Annotated in this window: 12 protein-coding genes and 1 pseudogene; 4 read left to right on the top strand and 9 right to left on the bottom strand. The window is 75.2% G+C overall.

Annotated features, from left to right (window positions below; all coding sequences use genetic code 11):
* Window positions 1-6: 6 nt before the first annotated feature.
* A complete protein-coding gene (locus WMF26_RS22975; RefSeq protein WP_061628897.1) occupies window positions 7-1,023 on the bottom strand; it encodes a tetratricopeptide repeat protein in 1,017 nt (338 codons plus the stop codon).
* Window positions 1,024-1,231: 208 nt separating this feature from the next.
* Window positions 1,232-1,684: a hypothetical protein gene (locus tag WMF26_RS22970; protein WP_061628896.1), complete on the bottom strand. Its 453-nt coding sequence runs from the start codon at window positions 1,682-1,684 to the stop codon at window positions 1,232-1,234.
* Window positions 1,685-1,874: 190 nt separating this feature from the next.
* On the opposite strand from WMF26_RS22970, the gene WMF26_RS22965 reads away from it, so the two are divergent.
* A complete protein-coding gene (locus tag WMF26_RS22965; RefSeq protein WP_437339139.1) occupies window positions 1,875-2,207 on the top strand; it encodes a hypothetical protein in 333 nt (110 codons plus the stop codon).
* Between the two features lie 81 nt (window positions 2,208-2,288).
* Here WMF26_RS22965 and moeB read toward each other — a convergent pair whose 3' ends face one another.
* Complete coding sequence (moeB, locus tag WMF26_RS22960) at window positions 2,289-3,452, bottom strand: molybdopterin-synthase adenylyltransferase MoeB (protein ID WP_020736552.1); 1,164 nt, start codon at window positions 3,450-3,452, stop codon at window positions 2,289-2,291.
* Between the two features lie 94 nt (window positions 3,453-3,546).
* Window positions 3,547-5,097 (bottom strand): hypothetical protein, encoded by a 1,551-nt coding sequence (locus WMF26_RS22955; RefSeq protein ID WP_438002038.1) that lies wholly within the window; start codon window positions 5,095-5,097, stop codon window positions 3,547-3,549.
* Window positions 5,098-5,196: 99 nt separating this feature from the next.
* On the opposite strand from WMF26_RS22955, the gene WMF26_RS22950 reads away from it, so the two are divergent.
* Entirely contained in the window at window positions 5,197-5,907 is a 711-nt protein-coding gene (locus tag WMF26_RS22950) for a cob(I)yrinic acid a,c-diamide adenosyltransferase (protein WP_438002037.1), read from the top strand.
* A 47-nt stretch (window positions 5,908-5,954) separates the two neighbouring features.
* Here the strand turns inward: WMF26_RS22950 and WMF26_RS22945 are convergent.
* The 4 genes and pseudogenes from WMF26_RS22945 to WMF26_RS22930 all read right to left on the bottom strand — a co-directional run.
* A pseudogene (locus tag WMF26_RS22945) lies at window positions 5,955-6,587 on the bottom strand (phosphatase PAP2 family protein); the annotation flags it as partial.
* Window positions 6,588-6,844: 257 nt separating this feature from the next.
* Window positions 6,845-7,642, bottom strand: coding sequence for a CDP-alcohol phosphatidyltransferase family protein (locus tag WMF26_RS22940; protein ID WP_438002036.1), 798 nt, complete (start codon window positions 7,640-7,642; stop codon window positions 6,845-6,847).
* 212 nt (window positions 7,643-7,854) lie between these two features.
* The gene (locus WMF26_RS22935; protein WP_438002035.1) at window positions 7,855-9,033 is read right to left on the bottom strand and encodes a hypothetical protein; all 1,179 of its coding nucleotides are present in this window, start codon (window positions 9,031-9,033) and stop codon (window positions 7,855-7,857) included.
* Window positions 9,034-9,386: 353 nt separating this feature from the next.
* Complete coding sequence (locus WMF26_RS22930; protein WP_061625553.1) at window positions 9,387-9,869, bottom strand: MarR family winged helix-turn-helix transcriptional regulator; 483 nt, start codon at window positions 9,867-9,869, stop codon at window positions 9,387-9,389.
* Between the two features lie 224 nt (window positions 9,870-10,093).
* Here WMF26_RS22930 and WMF26_RS22925 point away from each other — a divergent pair, with 224 nt between their 5' ends.
* Complete coding sequence (locus WMF26_RS22925) at window positions 10,094-12,874, top strand: transglycosylase SLT domain-containing protein (protein WP_438002034.1); 2,781 nt, start codon at window positions 10,094-10,096, stop codon at window positions 12,872-12,874.
* Window positions 12,875-13,057: 183 nt separating this feature from the next.
* Entirely contained in the window at window positions 13,058-14,410 is a 1,353-nt protein-coding gene (locus tag WMF26_RS22920) for a hypothetical protein (protein ID WP_438002033.1), read from the top strand.
* 69 nt (window positions 14,411-14,479) lie between these two features.
* Here the strand turns inward: WMF26_RS22920 and WMF26_RS22915 are convergent, their stop codons facing one another.
* Complete coding sequence (locus WMF26_RS22915; RefSeq protein WP_438002032.1) at window positions 14,480-18,913, bottom strand: protein kinase domain-containing protein; 4,434 nt, start codon at window positions 18,911-18,913, stop codon at window positions 14,480-14,482.
* Window positions 18,914-19,075 lie beyond the last annotated feature (162 nt).

The raw sequence follows: 19,075 nt of genomic DNA, 5'->3' as shown, positions 1-19,075 counted from the left end.
CGCCGGTCAGAGGTGCCGGCGCGCGATCTCGGCCCACGTGCCGGTCGGCTCGATCTCCAGGTACCGGCGCCAGCACGGGCGCGCCTTCGTCGGATCGCCGATCTGCTCGTACGCCATCGCGAGGTTGTAATAGGCGTCCGCGAAGCGCGGATCGCTCTCGATCGCGCCGCGGAAGTACCGGATCGCCTCGGCCGCCCGGCCGCGCTCCAGCATCACGTAGCCGAGGTTGTACTGCGCCTCGGGCTGCGCCGCGTCGAGGGTGAGCGCCTTCAGGTAGAGCGCCTCGGCCTGCTCCTCGGCGTTGCGCCGGAAGCAGATGTTGCCGAGGTTCGTGTACGCGATCGCCAGCCAGGGGTCGATCTCGAGCGCGCGGCGGTAGAGCGCCTCCGCCTCGTCCATCGTCGCCGGATCCTCGTCGAGCTGGCTGGCCTGCATGTAGAGCTCGTAGGCCGTGCGCGCGCGATCCCTGCCGACCCGCGGGCGGAGCACGCGCACGACGTCGTCGCGCAGCTCCTTCACCTCGAAGTCGAGCACCATCTGCCCGGTGAGCGGCTCGAACGCGCCCGACGCGCTCCGGACCACGACCGCCTTGCCGTCGAAGGCGACGCGGAGCTCGGCGAGGGGGCGCGTCACCTTGGGCAGCGCGGCGCGGATGTTGTCGATCGCCCGCGCGACGTCGCGCAGGCGCACCTTGCGCGCGATGAGATCGCGCGCGGCGCGGAGGGCGATCAGATCCGAGAAGGTGTACGCGCGCCGCCCGCGCCGGCGGCCGCTCGGCGGCGCGATGCCGGCGCGATCGAGCGAGCGCAGTCGCCCGGGCGAGATGCCGAGCAGCCGCGCGACCTCGGTGCCGGTGAACATGTCGGTGACCGGCTCGCGCGCGCCGGGCGCAGGCTGCGGCGCCTCCGGCTCGCCGGTCCGCAGGGGGGGCGGGGGCTCGGACACCCGCCCTCCACCAGGGCCGAACACGACGTGGATCACCTTGTCGGAATCGCCGGAGGCGGAACGGTCCTTCTTGCTCATCGCAGCGTCGCGGGCTCCGCGCCGAGGATCGACAGAAGCAGAGCGCGCCGTGTGGAGCCTACCCCGCCTCGAGCCGGAGCGCTCCCGTTCTTCACGTGGGCACGCGCGTCAAGAGGGCACGCGGCGGAGGGCGCGAGCGGTCGCCGCGGCGCTGCGCCGGCGCGCGGCGCTCGGGGTGCATTTTTGCTTTCAGTGACGATCACAGTGATCACGCGCGCGCCGTCCTGTCCGTGGTGAGCAGCACGCGCGCCGTGACGTCCACGGTCAGCGCGAACGAGACCGCCGCCGCGCGCGGCGCGAGCCCGCAGCGGATCTCGGCGTGCATCGGCCCGAGCGGGCCGCCCGCCCGCGCGGCCGCCTCGCGCTGCGCGACGCGGAGCGCCCGCAGCCGGAGGTGGGGGTCGAGCGCGAGCGCTCGGTCGAGCGGCGCCGCGAGCGGCGCGTCCGGCGGCAGCGCGACGAGCAGGCTGGTCGACCCGTAATACACGAGCGCGCCCCCCTCGCTGCGCGTGCTGCCCTCGCTCACCACGTCGGCGCCGTCGAACAGGGCGTGAAGGCGCCCCGCCGAGCACGCCACGAGCTCGACGTGACGCCGCTGGAGGAGCGGAGGTCGCTTGACCTTCGCCAGACCGGGACCGGGGAGACGCTCGCTGCGAGACATTCCGATCGCGATCGTGGCATTGCCGGACGCGGCTTCCCAAAAGCCCGCGGAGATCCGCACAAAGTTGCGGAGGCACCCGCTTTCGTGCGGGACGCAGGGGGCCGCGCGTCGGCGACGAACTTGGCCATGCGCGGCGCGCCTTGCCACGATGCGCGCCGCGCCGAGGGGCGCGAAGGAGCGACGAGCGACCATGAGCTACACGGGCAACGAGCGCCGCAGGCACCGCGTCTTCATCACCCGCAACACGGAGTACCACGTCCGCGACGAAGTCTGCGTCGCCGTGCGCGACCGGGCGGCGCGGAAGTTCAGGACGTCGCACCTCGCGCTGCACCTGAAGCTCCAGGGCGCGGTCCGGATCAACCCGAACGGCGTCGTGATCCCGGAGCCGCACAACGCGCGCGTCGGCTCCCCCATCTACTTCACGCAGGTGGACCCCGATGGGCAGGAGCGGCAGGTCGTGACGAGCCGCGTGGAGCGCATCGAGCGGCCCGAGAAGAACACCGTGATGCAGTACCCGTCGTGACGCCGCGGAGGCCGCGCCGGGCGGCGCGGCCCGGCGGGCGGCGGTTCGTGTGCGGCTGATCGCCGCGCCGTCGCGCGGCGATCAGCCGATGAGGCAGAAGCCTTCGTAGTCGATGTAGCTGGTGATGGTCGGCGACTCGCCGCACGCCGGGCAGCTCTTGTCGCGGCGCAGCTTGAGCTCGCCGAACTTCATCCGCAGCGAGTCGTAGGTGAGGAGCCGGCCGATGAGCGGCGTCCCCTGGCCGAGGATCAGCTTCACCGCCTCGGTGGCCTGGATGATGCCGATGATACCGGGGAGGATCCCGAGCACGCCCGCCTCCTGGCAGCTCGGCGCGAGGTGCGGGGGCGGCGGCTCGGGGTAGAGGCACCGGTAGCAGGGGCCGACGCCCGGCATGAACGTCGTCACCTGGCCCTCGAAGCGGAAGATCGACCCGTGGACGACCGGCTTCTTCTTGAAGACCGAGGCGTCGTTCACGAGGTAGCGGGTCGGGAAGTTGTCGCACCCGTCGACGATGATGTCGAACTGGTCGAAGATGCGGTCGACGTTGGAGCTGTCGACGCGCTCCTGGAACTTCACGACCTTCACGTCGGGGTTCAGGTCGCGGATCGCCGTCTCGGCGCTGTCGACCTTGGGCATGCCCACCCGCGAGGTCGCGTGGAGGATCTGCCGCTGGAGGTTCGAGTTGTCGACGACGTCGGCGTCGACGAGGCCGAGCGTCCCCACGCCGGCGGCGGCCAGGTACAGGGCGGCCGGGCTGCCGAGGCCGCCGGCGCCGAGGAGGAGGACCTTGGAGGCGAGCAGCTTGGCCTGCCCCGCCTCGCCGACCTCGGGCAGGAGCAGGTGGCGCGAGTACCGATCCCGCTGCGCCTCGGTGAGGTTGGGCGGCAGCTCGACCGGGTAGCTCAGGTCCTTCCAGCGGACGAAGCCCGGGTTGGCGCTCTCCACGTTGGTGTAGCCGAGCTCCTGGAGCGTCTTCGCGGCGAGCGCCGAGCGCGTGCCGCCGGCGCAATAGGCCACGATGTGCGCCGACTTGTCCGGCAGCTTCTGCTCCACTTGCATCTCCAGGAAGGCGCGCGGGATCGAGATCGCGCCCGGGATGAAGCCGGCGCGGTACTCCTCCTTCTCGCGCACATCCAGGAGCACCATCGGGACCTTGTCGTCGAGGCGGCGCTTGAGCTCGCTCAGCGAGAGCTCGCGGATGGACTTGCGGACGTCGGAGATGAGGTCGCTATAGGTCGTAGGCATCGTGGCTCCTCAGGGATAGGGAGACTTAGGTGCGCGGCGCTACGAGTCAACGACGGACGGACGGGGGCGGGTTTTCTGCTGGCCGAGAGGCACCCTAACGAGTGCGGGGCAGGAGGTCGGGCCTCGCTCGGAGCGAGGCGAGCGGCTCCTCCTTCTGCGCGCCCCCCTCGCACTCGATGCGCGCGACCCGGCCCGCGGGCGGGACGTCGACGATCGTCGCGGGCTCGTTCTCCGACTTGCAGAGGGCGAGGACCTTCGTGCCCGGGGCGAGGCGCCCGCTGCGGAGCTGCTTGCGCTGGACCTTGACCTCCACGTCGTCCGCGAGCCGCCGGACGAGGATGTCGGCGCCCTGGACGTCGCTCACGACGCCGAGCTCGAGCGTCGGCTGCTTCTCCCGGAGCGGGCCCCACACGCGCTCGCCCTTCAGCTGATCGTTCGGCGGGAGCCAGTCGGCCGTCGGCTCCCGGGCGAGGCGCGGCAGCGGCGCCCAGCCGATCGCGAGCTCGAGCGCTGCCGTGAGCACGGCCGTGGCAGGCTCGACCGCGGTCACCAGGGCGCGATCCTTGGTCTGGCCGAGGACCCAGACGGGGGTCGAGGGCGGGAGGCTGTGCTTCGGCTCGCCGTCGCTGTCGGAGGCGGGCGCGACCGCGATCGTGCCGTGCGACCAGCGCTTCTCGGGCCTCTTCATCGGCTTCATCCGGACCTGCATCGCCTCGACCCAGGCCGCGAGGGCCGAGCGCTTCCGCGCGAGCGCCTCGGGCAGCGCGTTGCTCCCGGGCAGGTCGGCCGTCTCCCGGGCGGGCGCCTCCCAGCGCAGCAGCGCGATGGTCGCGTCGAGCTGCGCCAGCGCGGCGGCCGCGTCCTGCGCGCCGACCGCCTTGCCGGCGAGCTCCGTCAGCCGCGGCGTCGCGGCGCCGCGGGCGCGCGCGAGCACCGTGCGCCCCTGCTCCTCGGAGGCGTCGCCCCGCTTGACGGCGGCGTCGATCTTCTCGACGACGCTCGCCCAGCGCCCGGCCGTGATGTCGGCCTCGAGCTGCCCGTAGAGCGCCTCGGTGATCGTGGCGTCGAGCTCCGCCGCGAGCCGATCCGCGGCCTCGTCGCCGAGGACCGCCCGCGTCGGCGCCGCCGCGATGAACGCGCGCGCCTCCGCGAACTTCCCGGCGGTGGTCGCCGCGTCGATCTTCCCGCTCGCGCACGCCGCGGCCTGCGAGGCCACGAGCCGCCGGGCCTCGTGCGCGAACGCCTCGCTCTTCAGCGCGTCCATCCGCGACGACAGCGCGGCGAAGGCGCCCTCGCAGTCCTGCCGATCGAGCAGCTCGGCGGCCTCGCTGGCCCGGACCTTCGCCTCGCGCCGGTCGAGCTTGTCGCGCAGCTCGCCGATCTGGTAGCGGTGCGAGTCGACGCCGAGGCCGCTCGCCTTGTCGAGCAGGGCGCGCGCGTCCTCGTACCGCTTGTCGGACAGCGCGCGGCTCGCCTCGTCGTAGAGCCGCTGGCTCTCGGCGATGCGCGCCGTCTCGGCCGTGACGGCGGGCTTCGGCGCGGGCCGCGGGGCGGGCTCGGCGGCGCAGCCGGACGCGACGGGGAGCGCGGCGAGCAGGAGGACGGCGGGGAACGAACGGCGGAGCGGCGGCCCGGGGGAGCGCATAGGGACAGGACTGTTCCACTCCCCGCCGAGGATCGTCAATGCCGCCCCGCCTGCGCGGTTCCTTGACCCGCGCAGGCGCTCGCTTTACGTGAAATCCCCGTGAGCGACGACGATACGCGCGGGACGGGCGCTGCCCGGGCCGGGGCCGAGGACAACAGCGGGCGGGTCTTCAGCGCGCCGAAGATCACGATCAACCGCGTCTACACCCGGCAGGGCGACGGCGGGCAGACCCGGCTCGTCGGCGGGCAGCTCGTCCCGAAGGACGACGCGCGGATCGAGACCTACGGCACGGTCGACGAGCTCAACGCGCTGGTCGGGGCCGCGCGGCAGACGCTGATGGAGCTGCTGCCGGGCGCGCCCCCCGCGAGCGTCGTCCGGCTCCACGACCTCGGGCGCGCGCTGCTCCGCGTGCAGCACGAGCTCTTCAACCTCGGCTCGATCCTCGCGACGCTCCCCGAGGACGTGCACCCGAAGCAGCCCCGCGTGACGCAGGCGGAGATCGAGCTCCTCGAGGCCGAGATGGACCGCTGCCAGGCCGATCTGGCGCCGCTGCGCTCGTTCGTGCTCCCGGGCGGCTCGCGGCTCAACACGGACCTCCACGTGGCGCGGACGGTGTGCCGCCGGGCCGAGCGCTGCTGCGTGCGCCTCGCGCAGGCGGGCCACGCCGATCCGCTGGCGGTCGGCTACCTGAACCGCCTGAGCGACGCGCTCTTCGTCTGGAGCCGCTGGGCGTCCGCGCTCCTCGGCACGCCCGAGATCCTCTGGGAGCCCGACGTCTCGGCGAGCGGCGGCAAGGCGCAGCCCGCCTGATCCGAGCCGCCCCGGTCGGGGAAGGCCCGGAGGACGAGCGCCCACGCGAGCGCGACGTAGGCGTAGCCGAGCAGCGCGTCGATGAGCCAGTGGTGGGCGAGGTAGAGCGCCGCGAACAGCATGAGCGCGGCGTAGGCGAGCTGGAGGGCGAGCGACGGCGCGCTCGCCCGGCGGAAGGTCGCGAGCAGCCCGTAGAGCGGGTAGGTGACGTGGAGCGACGGCAGCGCGCCGTAGACGGTCGCGCCGCGGCTGTAGAGGTCGCGGAAGTAGGTGATCCCGAGCATCGCGTCGACGCGCGCGAGCGCGGCGGGGGAGCTCTGGGCGGCCGGATCGAGCGCGCACCCGTGGGCCTCGACGTACCAGGGCGGCGCGGCCGGCAAGAGGCGGTACGTGGCGAGGCCGAGGAGGTGCGTGGCGAACGCGAGCCAGGCGAACCTCCGCGCCGCGAGGGCCTCGCTCCGGTAGAGGTGGAGCCAGTGCCCCACCATCACGAGCACGTAGCCGCCGTACGGGAGGGCGCAGAGCAGGTCGAGCGCGGGCCGCTCCAGCCCGGCGAGCAGCTGGCCCGGCGTGAGCCGGCGGCCGCCGATCTCCACGCCGAAGAGCGCGAGCTCGGCCGCGCGCAGCTCGCAGCCGAGGACGTGGGCCGGCGCGGCGAGCCCGCCGTCGAGCTGCTTCATGCCGTCGTACGCGAGGAACAGCAGGAAGAAGGGCAGGGCGCTCAGGAAGAACCGGCGCGAGCGCTCGCCCGCGCAGACGCTCGTCGCGGCGAGGGCGGCCACGGCGAGGTGGTCCCAGCGCGCGGCGCCGCGCGGCGCGAGGAGGGCGACGTAGGCGAGCCACGGCAGCGCCGGCAGCCAGGAGCGCGCCGGCAGCCAGGAGAGCGCCTGCAGCCAGGAGAATGCGCCCCAGCGGGCGCGCGCGCGCCGGAGCATGATCAGAGCGGCGCGCTCGTGGCCTTGCCGTCGCCGAGCAGGCGCCGGCGCTCTCCTTCGGGGCGCGCCGTCGCCCGCGGCCCGGTCGGCGGCGCCGCGTCGGCGGCCGCGAGGGCGGCGCGCGTCCGCTGCACGAGCCGCAGGCCGGCGGCGAGCCCGACGCCCGCGACGAGGGCGACGCAGGCGAGCGCGATCGGGAAGGGGAGCGCGCCGGTGAGCGGCGAGGCCGGCACGGCCGGGCCGAAGACGAGCGCGGCGACGAGGTAGGCGAGCCGCTCGTGCCGGCGCATGAGCCCGCTCGGCAGCGCGACGCGGTAGACGTCGGCCTTGGCGCGCGCGTAGCTCACGAGCGACGAGGCGACCATGGCGACGAGCGGGATCGCGAGCGCGACGGCGTGATGGCGGTAGAAGACGGCGAGGCCGATGAGCGGCGCGGCGTCGGACACGCGGTCGAGGCACGAGTCGAGCACGGCGCCGGCGCGCGACGCCTTGCCGCCCTCGCGCGCCACCATGCCGTCGAGCGCGTCGAGGACGGCGCCGGCCATGAGCAGCGCGGCGCCGGCGCGGAAGCGGCCGACCGCGAGCAGCGGCGCGCAGGCGAGCGACAGGGCGAGCGAGAGGTAGGTGAGGGTGTCCGGCGAGACGCGGAGGCGCACGAGCGCCCGGGCGGGAGCGTGGAACGACCAGTAGAAGGCCTCGACGACCGGGCCGGGGAGCAGCGCGCTCCCCGGAGAGGCGCCGAGCCGCGGCATCGCGGGCCGACCGTGGCGCGCGACGCGCACGGCGTAGGCGCCGAGCACGGCTGTGCAGATTAGGATCGCAAGGGCGCAGGGGAGAACGGCCACCCCGGGGGCGGTTGCAGGGTTCGATCCGGGCCGGCGCGGGCGGCCGTCCTGCGCCGCCGGGGGCGGGCCGGTCGCGCCGCCGCCGGCGGCGGGCTGGGCGCGCCGCGGCCGGAGGCGGGCGGCCTCCGGCGGCGCGGCGGGGAGGGGGCGAGCGGGCGCGCCGCCGGCTACTTGCAGCTGGCGCGCGAGAGGCGGATGCCCTGGTCCGGCTCCGCGTAGGCGATGCCGAGCTCCTGGCCGGTCCAGGCCAGCGCCGGGTACCGGCCGGGCGTGTCGCCGCTCGCCTTGAGCTCGGCGCCCGCGGGCGAGAGATCGCGGTTCAGCAGCGCCACGAACACGGCCGCGGGGCCGTCGCGGAACTGGTAGTACGCGACGGCCAGGTGGCGCCCGGTCCACGCGAGCGCCGGCCAGTTCGCGCTGCCGTCGCCCGGGGAGACGACGGCCTCGCGGGACACCTCGTCCTGCGCGGAGATCCGGATCGCGCGGATCTGCTCGGCGCCGGCGCGGGTGTCCTCCCAGACGACGAAGGCGTCGTCGCCGCCGAGCGCGACGCGCGTCAGCTTCGCGTCGACGCCCTGGTGCGCGATCCGGTCGAGCGGCGCGCTCCCCTGGCGCGGCCGGGCGAAGAAGAGCGCGTCGCCCTGGCTCCAGGCGAGCGCCGTCCGCTCGCCGTCGGTCGCGACCGCGGGGAACTTCGCCTGGTCCAGCGGCGTCGCGCTGCCCAGCGCGCCGCGCTCGAGGGAGCTGACCAGCGAGCCGCCCGCGTCCATCCAGGCGACGACGATCCCGTCCCGGCCCGCGGCGGCGATGGGCCACGACTCGGCCGCGCTGCTCTCGACGAGGTCGAAGGCGGCGCCCTCGGGGACGCCCTCCAGCGTCGCGCGGCGGCCGCGCACGACGCTGCCCGTGCCGTCCTGGTCCTGCCAGACGACGAGCAGGCCCTCTCCGTCGCGCTGGACGCTCGGGTGGCTCGAGACGCCGGGGCCCGCCGCGATCGCCTCTTCCCGCAGCTTGTTGCCGTCGGCGTCGATCACCGCGAGGTGGATGTCGCCCTCGTCGGCCCCTCGCTCCTGCCAGGCGACGGCGTACCCCGCCCCGGTCCCCGCGATCGCGGGCGTGGTCCCGCGGCCGCTGCTCACCTCCAGGCCTCGCGACGTGATCGTGCAGGCCGCGGCGTGGCTCCCGGTCCCCCCGCCGCCCGTCGCTGCTCCGCTGCCCCCCGTGCCTTCGCCGCCCGCGCCGCCGCCGCCCCCCGTGTCGGCTCCGCCGCCTCGTCCTCCGGAGCCGCAGCCCCACGCCGCGGCGATGATCGCCGCGCTGATCGCGCCATGAACCCAGTGCTTCATTGTTCCCCCGTCGTGGTGATGAGAGGCCCTCGGCGCGGCGCGCGCCGGGCGGAGGCCGCACCGAAGGCCCCGGGTCGCGGGTCCGCGCGGCGGCTCCCGCCGCCTCGGGGCGGCGGGAGGCGGGTTGCCGTGCCGGACGACCGCTGCTCCTCCGTTCGATGTCCGCGGGCTCGGCCGGTCGCGGCGGAGCCGCGCGTTCGCGCAGATCGCGCGGCGCTCCCGGGCGCGAACCGCCGTTCGCTCCCCCGCGGCGCGGCGCCTGCGCCTCGCGGCTGCCGCGCCGGCCAGGCGCGCGCCGATCGGCGCTGCCCCCGCTGGAACGCGCGCGGCGCGCGCCGATCCGGCCGGAGACGCTACTCGTCGGCCGGCTGCGGCTGCAGCGCCTCGGCGACGGCCGCGAGCACATCCTGCGCGGCCTCGAGCTTGCGCCGCGGCATCGCCTTGATGGCCTGCCGCACGGCCGACTCCACCGTCCCGGTGCGGAGGCTGTCGAGCTCGCGGCCGCGCGCGGTGAGGCCCAGGAGCGCGCGGCGGCCGTCCTTCGGGTCGGCCCGGCGCTCGATGATGCCGCGCTCCTGCAGCCGCTTGAGCACGCCCGTGAGGGTGCTCGGGTGCAGCTGCATGATCTCGGCGAGCTGCCCCGCGGAGATCCCGGGGTAGCGCCCGACGATGCGGATGACGAGCCGCTGCGGGCCCGTCACGCCCATCTTCGCCTCCATGCGCTTCGACGTCGACTGCAGGCCGTGATCGACGGCCCACAGGAGCTTCATGAAGTCGAGCACCTCGCCGAGCCGAGAGGCCTTCTCTGCAGGGGGAGCGGCGTGGGACGAGCGCATCGCCGACGCTTGCTAGCTCGCCCGGGCCCAGGTGGCTAGCACCACTGCGGGAATCGGGCCGGGGAGGGAACCTGGACCGGAAGGGAAGGGGACGGAGCCGCCGCGGAGGCGCAGGGATGGCGCGCCCCGGCAGGGCGCGCGCTGGCGAGCAGCGCACATCGCCGCCGCGGTCTCCGCGCTTTGCCGTAGCGCCGGCGGGCGGTTTCGGAGCAAGATCGGCGTTGATGAGCTGGGCACGGCGAGCCGCTCTGTGGACCGGGCTCGGCGCGCTGATCTGCATGTCAGGCGCGGCCGTCGGCCAGGCGCCCTCGCTGCGCGCGTCCTTCTCGGCGGCGTACCGCGCCTTCCGCGATCCCGGCTTGCTCGATCGCGCGCGCGCGGGCGCGTCGACCGACGTCGCGCCGGCGCTCGCGTGCGCTCCGCCGGCGCTGGCCGACGACGCGCCGCCCGCCGTCACGGCGCTCCTCGTGCGCGAGTTCCAGGCCGCGACGGACGAGGATCTCGAGGACCCCGACGGGGCGACGCTGTCCACGCTGGCGATGTCGGATCTCGACGTCCCGCTCACGCGCCGCACGATGCGGTTCGTCCGCTTCTTCGCCCAGTCGGACGAGGGGCGCGCCGTGTTCCAGCGCCGCTTCCGGCGCGCCGGCGCGTACCGCGAGATCATCGAGCGCTCGCTCCGCGAGGCGGGCCTCCCGGAGGACCTCCTCTGGGTCGCGGCGGTGGAGAGCGGCTTCGATCCGCGGGCGGTCTCGCCGGCCGGCGCGGCGGGGCTCTGGCAGTTCATGCCGAGGACCGGCGAGGCCTACGGGCTGGAGCAGTCCGAGTGGATCGACGCGCGCATGAGCCTCACGCGCGCCACGGACGCCGCGACCGCGCACCTGCGCGACCTCTACGAGCGCTTCGGCCGCTGGGATCTCGCGCTCGCGGCGTACAACTTCGGCCACGAGGGCGTCCTCCGCGCGCTCGCGAAGGTCGCGGCGGAGCGCGATCCCGAGGCCCGCGGGCCCGTCGGGCTCGCCGAGCTCGCGCAGGCCGGCGCCGTCCCCAAGGAGACCGCGGACTACGTGCCGCAGATCGTGGCGTTCGCGATCGTCGCGGCGAACCGCGCGCGCTTCGGGCTCGACCTGCCCGACGTCGCGCCGCTCGCGCCGCTCGACCTCGGCGAGGTCGCGGTGCCGCCGGGGACGCGGCTCCGCACCATCGCGCGCGCCGCGGGCATCTCCACGGCCGCGCTGCGCGAGCACAACCCCGAGCTCCTGCGCGACCGCGTCCCGCCGGGCCGCGCCGACCACCTGATCGCGCTGCCCGCCGATCGCGTCGCGCGCGCGATGGCGCTCTTCCCGGCGTACCTCGACCACGAGGAGCTCGACGAGGACGAGGGCGACGGCCTGGCCGGCGCGGCCGCCGCGCTGCCGCCGCGCGGCGCGGGCGGGGAGCTCGCGCTGGGCGACGGGTCGCTGCCGCCCCGCCCCGTGTCGCTCGGCCGGAACCGGCTCCCGCTCTTCACCCCGCCGGGCCAGGCGCCGGCGCCGATGCCGCTCCTCGGCAACCCGGAGGCGCTGGAGGCCAAGCTCCCGATCGTGATGATCGGCGGCGACGTCGGCTTCCGCCCCGCGTTCGAGGACGATCCGCTCGGCCTGCGGAGCGGCCGCCTCGCCCCGGCGTCGCCGTTCGACGCCCTCGAGGGCCCGGGCGCGCGGCGCGCCCTCAAGGGCCGAGAGGCGGCGATCGAGAAGCAGATCGGCCTGCTCGCCGGGCTCGGCCTGGAGCAGGTGCAGCGCTTCCGGCTCCCGAACGGCATCGCGGTCGACCTCCGGGAGGACCCCGCGGCGCCGCTCGTCTCGATCAGCGCGTCCGTCGCGGTGCCGGCGCGGTCCGCGGGCGACGCCGGGGCGGCGGGGCCGGCGCTCGCCAGCGAGGCGCGCGTCGCGATCACCGTCCCGCCGCGCGATCTCGAGGTCGGCGTCGACCTTGTCGCGGCGCGGCTCCGGATGCTGCTCGACGAGGCGAGCGCGGGGCGCGTGGCCGAGCTCCGGAGGCAGGCCAGCGCGGCCTCGCGGCGCGCGCTCGAGCGGGCGCCGTACGGCCCGTCGTGGCTCGCGCTCGGGGAGGCGCTGTTCCCCGCGGGCCACCCGCTCGAGGGCACGCTGCTCGGGGCGCGCGCCGACGCGGGCGCGGCCAGCGAGCTCCTGCTCACCGAGTCGCTCCGGCGCGAGCGCGCCGCGGCCCAGGCGACGATCGCGCTCTCCGGCGACGTCTCGCGCGCGGCGGTCGAGCAGGCGCTCGCGCGCTCGCTCCAGCGCGTCGCCGCCGAGCCGGAGCGGCCGATCGGGCCGCACCCGCGCGAGGATCGGATCGTCCTCGAGGACGCGGTGCCGTCGCCGCGGCTGCTCTACGGCTGGATCGCGCCGCCGGAGGGGGGCGCGGACGAGGCGCCGCTCCGCGTGGCGATGGAGATCCTCACCGGCCCGCGCGTCGCGCGGCTCGCGAAGGCGCTCGTGACCGAAGGGCAGCTCGCGTCCGAGGTGACCGGGCGGCTGTCGCTCGGCGCGCAGGCGAGCGTGGCGGCGGTGGAGCTCACGCCCGCTCCGTCGCGCAGCGCCGCCGAGCTGGAGCAGCGCCTCGACGCCGAGCTCGCGGCGCTCGCCACGTCCGGGCCGACCTGGAAGGAGCTCGCCCTCGCCAAGGCGCTGCTCAAGATCGAGCTGGAGAAGGAGCTCGCGCGCCGCGCCGCCGGCGCGCCGCCGCCCGCGTCCCCGCGGCCGATCACGGAGCTGCGGCTGCGCGCCGCGCTCGATCCGGGCAGCCTGCCGCGGCTCCTGCGCGCGCTCGAGGAGGTCGAGCCGGCCGACGTGCGCGCCGTGGTCGCGCGGACCTTCGGCCGCGAGCACCGGGTGAGCGTCACGACGTGGCCCCGCGGCGGCCCCGGCGGCGTACGCGGCGCGAGCGCGCTCGCGACGGACGTCCCCACCTCCGCTGCGCCGCCCGCGCCATCGCCCTGACGGCGGCGATCGCCGCGCGCCGTCACGTTGCTGCGCCGCGTGCTTGACGCGGCGCAAGAGGGAACCGCGCGTTCAGCCGCCGTAGCAGCATTCTGTCGATACCCGGTGAGCCAGCTGTCCTTCGAGGGATGGACTTATGGACAGGTATGGACATCTGGCATCACTTGGAGATAGCACGGGAGAATGACGACCCCTGTAAAGCCGCTGATGGCTGCCATACCAGCGAGCGAGCACGCCGCGCACTTCCACGACGCCGCCTACCTGCCCCCTCTCACCTTGACGACGGAGGCGCCGCTTCACGCGCCCCGCGTGACGCGGAGCGGCGTGGTGGAGCGCTCGACGCGGATCGCCGCGAGGGGGACGCTCGCCGAGACGTCGGAGCCGGCCTCGCTGCTCGACAGGGTGCACGAGGTCATCGCGCTCTCGGATCAGCCGGTGCTGCGCAACCTGCTCATCACGCAGTGCTACTACGAGATCTCGGCGGAGCTCGTGAGGCTGCTCGGCGGCGGCAACGCCCACTGGTGCACGTTCGCCACGTGGGCCTCCAAGACCGCGGGGAGGTTCATCCGCAACGAGGAGGTGCCGTCGGTGCTCCGGTGGCTGATCCTCTCGGACGACGAGGAGCGGGAGGCGGTCGTGCCGCGCCTCCTCAGGCGGCGCGGGCAGGGCGAGCCGGAGCGGGCGAGCGCGTGGCGGCTCAGCGCCGTCGAGCTGATCTCGCCCTGGTGGGGGCAGGGGTTCGGGCTCATGGAGCTGCCGGAGCGGATCCTGTCCGAGCTCAGCGCGGACATCGCGCTCGGCAACCTCAAGGTGTTCGAGGAGCTCGGGCCGCTCTTCGCCCGCATGATCCAGCTCTACCGGGGCTGCGCACGGCCGGGGGAGAAGGAGCTCGCGGAGCTGCTCGAGGGGCTGGAGCGGGGGCCGTCCACGGACGGAGGGCAGGGGCTGCTCCGCAGCGCCATGGAGCACTACCACGACGCGATGCTCACGGAGGACAAGGACAAGAAGGCGGAGCTCATCCTCCTCGCCAACGCGCGCGTCGGGCTGCACGAGCAGGTGCGGCTCCAGCCGTACATCGCGCGGGCGCTCAACGCTCCCGTCCGCTGCGCGGTCGACACGGTCGGCCTCCCCGACGCGCTCCAGTCGATGGTCCTCGACAAGGTCGAGAAGCTGAAGGCGTTCTGGCGCGCGATCGCGACCAAGGAGATGATGACCATGCGCCTGCCGGACGAGATCCTCGAGCTCGGCCACGATCTCCCCGCGCCGCCCGGCCTGCCGCTGCACTGCGCCGAGCTCGAGACCATCGAGGATCGCGAGCTCTACGAGCTCCTGCTCAAGTACGACGCCCACGACCAGACGACGGCCGGCTGCGGCGCCAAGGACTGGGCGTTGCTGAGCGAGCGCATGGGCTACATCCTCGAGCTGTTCCGCTCGCGGCAGTGCTGCCCCCGGCTCCTCGAGCGGCCCTTCAACGGCGAGCAGCACGCCGAGATCGCCGCGTGGCGGGTGCCGTCGCCGATCCACGGCGATCTCTAGCGCCGCGCGCCGGCGCGCCCCTGCCGGATCTCCGCCCCCTGCGTCGCGCCGCGCTGCGCGCGCCGCCCCTCACCGCTCTTCCTGCGCGTCCCCCGCGTCGGCCCGCGCCCCGCGGCGATCGAAGATCTGCGTCAAGAGGCCGAGCGCGCCCTGCCGCTCGGCGATCTCGCGCCCCTTCCGGAACGAGGCCGCCGCGCGCGCCCGCGCCTCCGCGGCGGTCGGCGCGCCGCGCGCGAGCGCGATCTCGCCCTCGAGCCGGCAGAGCTCGGCCTCGAAGTAGCGCTCGTCGCTCTTCTCGACGAAGGCGAGCGTGTCGTCGAGCAGGGCGCTGGCCTCGTCGACGTTGCCGGCGCCGAGCTCCGCGTCGATGAGCGCCGCTCGCCAGTAGGTCAGCGACACGCGGCTGCCGACGCCCATCAGCATCGTCAGGCCGCCGCGGATGCGCGCGGCGCCCTCGGCGTAGCGCGCGCGCGCCTCCGCGCCGGCCGGCCCCTGCGCCGCGCGCGCCGCCGCCGCCCAGCCGAAATCGATCTGGCTGAGCGCCGCCCAGTGGGGCATGCCCACCTCCTCGGCGAGCTTGCCGAGCACGCTCGCGTGCGCCTCCGCGCCGGCGACGTCGCCGACCAGGCAGCACAGGACCGCGGCGAAGTGCTCGACGAAGCCCCGGCTCACGGGCTGGTTCAGCTCCTCGCACAGCGCGATCGCCTCGTCGATCGACGCCTTGCCCCGCTCCGGCTCGCCGAGGTGGAACGCGATCCAGGCGAGGTGCGACAGCGAGAACGCCGCGGCGTCGTGGCCGAAGAGGAAGGCGAGCGGCAGGTGACGCGCGGGATCGTAGATCGACAGCACCTTGTTGAAGTGCTCGCGAGCCTCGCCGAGGCGCCCCCGGAGGAAGCGCGTCGCGCCGAGCGCCTGGTGCGCGCCGAGCGAGATCCCCGGGTCGCCCGTGCTCTCGGCGAGCGCGAGCAGCTGCTCGCCGTGCTGCTCCGCGAGCGCGTAGTCGCCGCGGACGTGGAAGAAGATCCAGAGCCCCCACAGCGCGGGGAAGAGCTGCGGCGAGGAGCCCGCCTCGCGGCAGAGCGCGTGCGCGCGCGCGTACGCCGCCTCGACCTCCGGGGCGGCGTAGCCGCGCGTGATCATCAGCGGGACGCCGAGCGTCGTCTGCAGGGTGATCTCGTCGCGCGCCCGCTCCTTCGTCTCCGGCAGCTGCTTGAGGAGCTCGAGCCCGCGGCGGAGGTGGCTCTTCGCCTCGGCGTGCGCGGACGAGATGAGCGACGCCTCCCCGGCGCGCTGCCAGGCCGCGACGGCGGGGCCGATCAGCGCGGCCTCGGTGTAGTGGTGCGCGAGCAGCTCGGGCGGCGTCCCGGGGAAGCGCTCGGCGAGCACGGCGGCGATGCGCGCGTGGTACACCTGCCGGGTGCTGCGCAGCAGCGACTGGTAGGCCGCGTCCTGCACCAGCGCGTGCTTGAACGTGTACGTCGCGCGCGGGGGGCGCCCCCGCTGGAAGAGCAGCTCGGCGTCGACGAGCTGCGCGAGCGCCTCGCGCAGCGCCGTGGGGCTCGACGCCATGAGGAGCGGCTCGCCGCCCGCGCCGCCCCCCGCGCAGAGCTCGAGCGCCTCGTAGCCGAAGGTGCGGCCGAACACCGCGCCGAGCTGCGCGACCTCCTTCGCCGGGCCGAGGCGGTCGAGGCGGGACGTCAGCGAGTGCTGGAGGGTGACCGGCGTCTCGAGCGCGCTCAGCCACCCGCTACGCGCGCTCGGCGAGCCGGCCGCCTCCCCTGCGGCCGCCTTGGCGGCGGCCGCCTCGAGGACCATGCGCGTGAGCTCCTCGGCGAACAGCGGGACGCCGTCGCTGCGCTCGGCCAGCGTCCGGATCACCTCGTCGGGCAGCGGGGCCTGGATGGCCGACGCGCCGCTCGACGCGTACGCGCCGGCCAGCTGCTGGATGAGCGCCCGCATCCGGTCGGCGCTGAGCGGGGCGAGGTAGATCTGGGTGAAGTGCGATCGCAGCGGCCACGGCGGCGTGAACGTGGGGCGCGCGGTCAGGAGCAGCAGCAGCGGCGACGGCCGCCCCTCGTCGATGAGCCGGCCGAGCAGCTCCAGGGTCGACGGATCGGCCCAGTGCAGGTCCTCGGCCGCGAGCACGAGCGGCTGCCGATCGGCGAGCCCGAGGAAGAGCTGGAGGAGGGAGGCGATCGTCTCCTGCCGCTGGCGCTGCGGGGTGAGCGCCGGCGCCGGGTGGCGCCCCTCGGTCGGGATCGACAGCAGCGCGGCGAGCAGCGGCACGGCGAGCGGCCCCGCCTCCGCCTCGGCGAGCAGCTGCTCCAGCCGATTGAGCCGGTCTTCGCCCTTGTCGAGCGACGCCCCGCGCTCGCTCGGCGCCGCGGCCGAGCCGCTCAGCGTGCTCGCGCGGTCGCGATCGCCCGCGAGCAGCGCGTTGAGCAGCTCGATCACCGCATAGAACGCGCTGTTCTGGAGCTGCGGCGAGCAGCGCGCCTCGAGCCAGAGGTGCGGCGTCCCGGCCAGCCGGTCGCGGAAGGCGCGCACGCTCCGCGACTTGCCGATGCCGGCCTCGCCCGTCACCAGCACGACCTGCCCGGCGCCGCCCGAGGCCCGCGACCACCGGGCCGCGAGCTCGTCGAGCTCGCTGTCCCGCCCGACGAGCGGGGTGAGCCCGTGGTGCATCCTCGCGTCGAGCCGGTCCCGCGCGGTCGTGCGCCCCTGCACCGCGAAGATCTCGATCGGCTGGCGCGCGCCCTTCGGGCTGATCTCGCCGAGCGCGTCCACGTAGTAGTAGCCCTCGATGAGCTTCTGCGTGGCGCGGCTGACGAGCACCGTGCCCGGCTCGGCGTGGGCCTTCAGCTGCGTCGCGGCGTTCAGGGTCGGACCGGCGAGCGAGGGCACGGCGTCGCTGTCGGCCACGACGACGATCCCGGTGTGCACGCCGACCTGCACCGACAGGGGCACGGACACGATCTCCCGCGCGTTCAGGCGGGAGATGTGCTCGACGAGATCGAGCGCCGCCTGCACCGCGCGGAGGGCGTCGTCCTCCTTGGCCACGGGGTGGCCGAAGTAGGCGATCGTCTCCTCGCCGGGCGAGCGGAGGAACACCCCCTCCTGCGCCCCGATCACCTGGGCGCACGCGGCCTGGAACGTCTGCACGAGCTCGTGGAACGCCTCGCTGTCGACCGTGTCGGCGATGCGCTCGGCGCCGGCGAGCCCGCAGACCAGCACGGTCAGCTGGCGGCGCTCGCCGCGGCCGGTGGCGGTCACCGGCCGCGTCCCGGGCGCGGCGCTCGGGAAGGAGGGGAGCTTCGGGGCCAGCGGCGCCTCCTGGGTGCCGGCGGCGCCGGGGTGGAACGACGCGCTGCGGATCGGCCTCACCGACGGCCCGGCGGGCGCGAGGCCGCGGCCCGGGATCGCGAGCGTCGGCGCTGCGCCGAGCCGCTCGTCCTGCCACTGCTGCTCGGGCGATCTGCGCTGCGTGCCCGGCGGCGGCTCGGGCTCGGAGGGCACGAGCTGCGTCTCCTGGTCCGCCGCGGCGTCGTGCACCGCGCGCGTCGCGATGGCCCGCTGCTCCGGCGAGCCGCCGCGCTCGTCGTCGCGAGGCAGCGGCCACGGGATCGCCGACACGTCACAGCCATCCAGCAGCTCGTACGCGTCGCGGGCGGACCGGAAGCGGTGCGCCGGCGACTTGGCGGTCGCCTGCGCCAGCAGCGCGCCGAGCGGGTGGCCGCGGAGGGCGCGGGGGATGGGCACCGGCTCGGGGCTCAGCTGGCGAAAGATGACCTCGGCGACCGTCGCCTCGTGCATCACCGGCGCGCCGATCAGGCACTCGAGAAAGGTGAGCCCCCATGCGTAGATGTCCGCCGCTGTGGTCGGGGTCGACTGCACGAGCTGCTCCGGGGCCATGTAGGCCGGGGTCCCGTTGAACTCGCCGGTGCGCGTGAGCGCGCGGTAGTCGGCGGCGCGGGCCTCGCCGATCAGCGCGGCGATGCCGAAGTCGAGCACCTTGACGTGCGTCCGCTTGCCGGAGCCGGCGACCATGATGTTGTGCGGCTTGAGGTCGCGGTGGATGACGCCGCGCTCGTGGGCGAAGCCGATGGCGTCGAGCACCTGGAGCATCAGCCGCTTCGCCTCGTTCGGCTCGATCCCCCGCGTGCGCTGGCAGCGCGCGCTCAGCGTCTCGCCGTCGACGTACTCCAGGGCCAGGTAGAGCTCGCCGTCGGGCAGGCGTCCGGCGTCGAGGAGGCGGACGATGTTCGGGTGGCTCAGCTGGGCGATGACCTGCATCTCCCGCTCGAAGCGCGCCTCCTGCGAGCCGGACTCGCGCGAGCGCCGCAGCGCCTCGGGCCGCAGCAGCTTGAGGGCCACGCGCTGGGTGGTCACGATCTGGCGCGCGTCGTAAACGACGCTATGACCACCGCTGCCGAGGTGGCCGAGCACCTGATACCGGCCGTCCACGAGCGCGCCGACCTCGAGCAATCCATCGCGAGCGGACATCTCTTGATCTCTTACAGCCGAACGCCGCCGGAGGGGATCGTGAACGCCGCTGACAGCCCAGGTTGATCGCTCGCGCGGCGCGCGGCCCGACGCTGGCCGCGGCCGCGAGGTGGGGAGCTGGCCCACGCTTCGCGGCGCCCACCCCTCTGGCCCCGCGGCGCA

The sequence above is a fragment of the Sorangium sp. So ce185 genome (genome assembly GCF_051526825.1).
Classification (GTDB): Bacteria; Myxococcota_A; Polyangia; order Polyangiales; family Polyangiaceae; genus Sorangium; species Sorangium cellulosum_D.
This window is presented reverse-complemented; position numbering and strand designations above follow the sequence as displayed.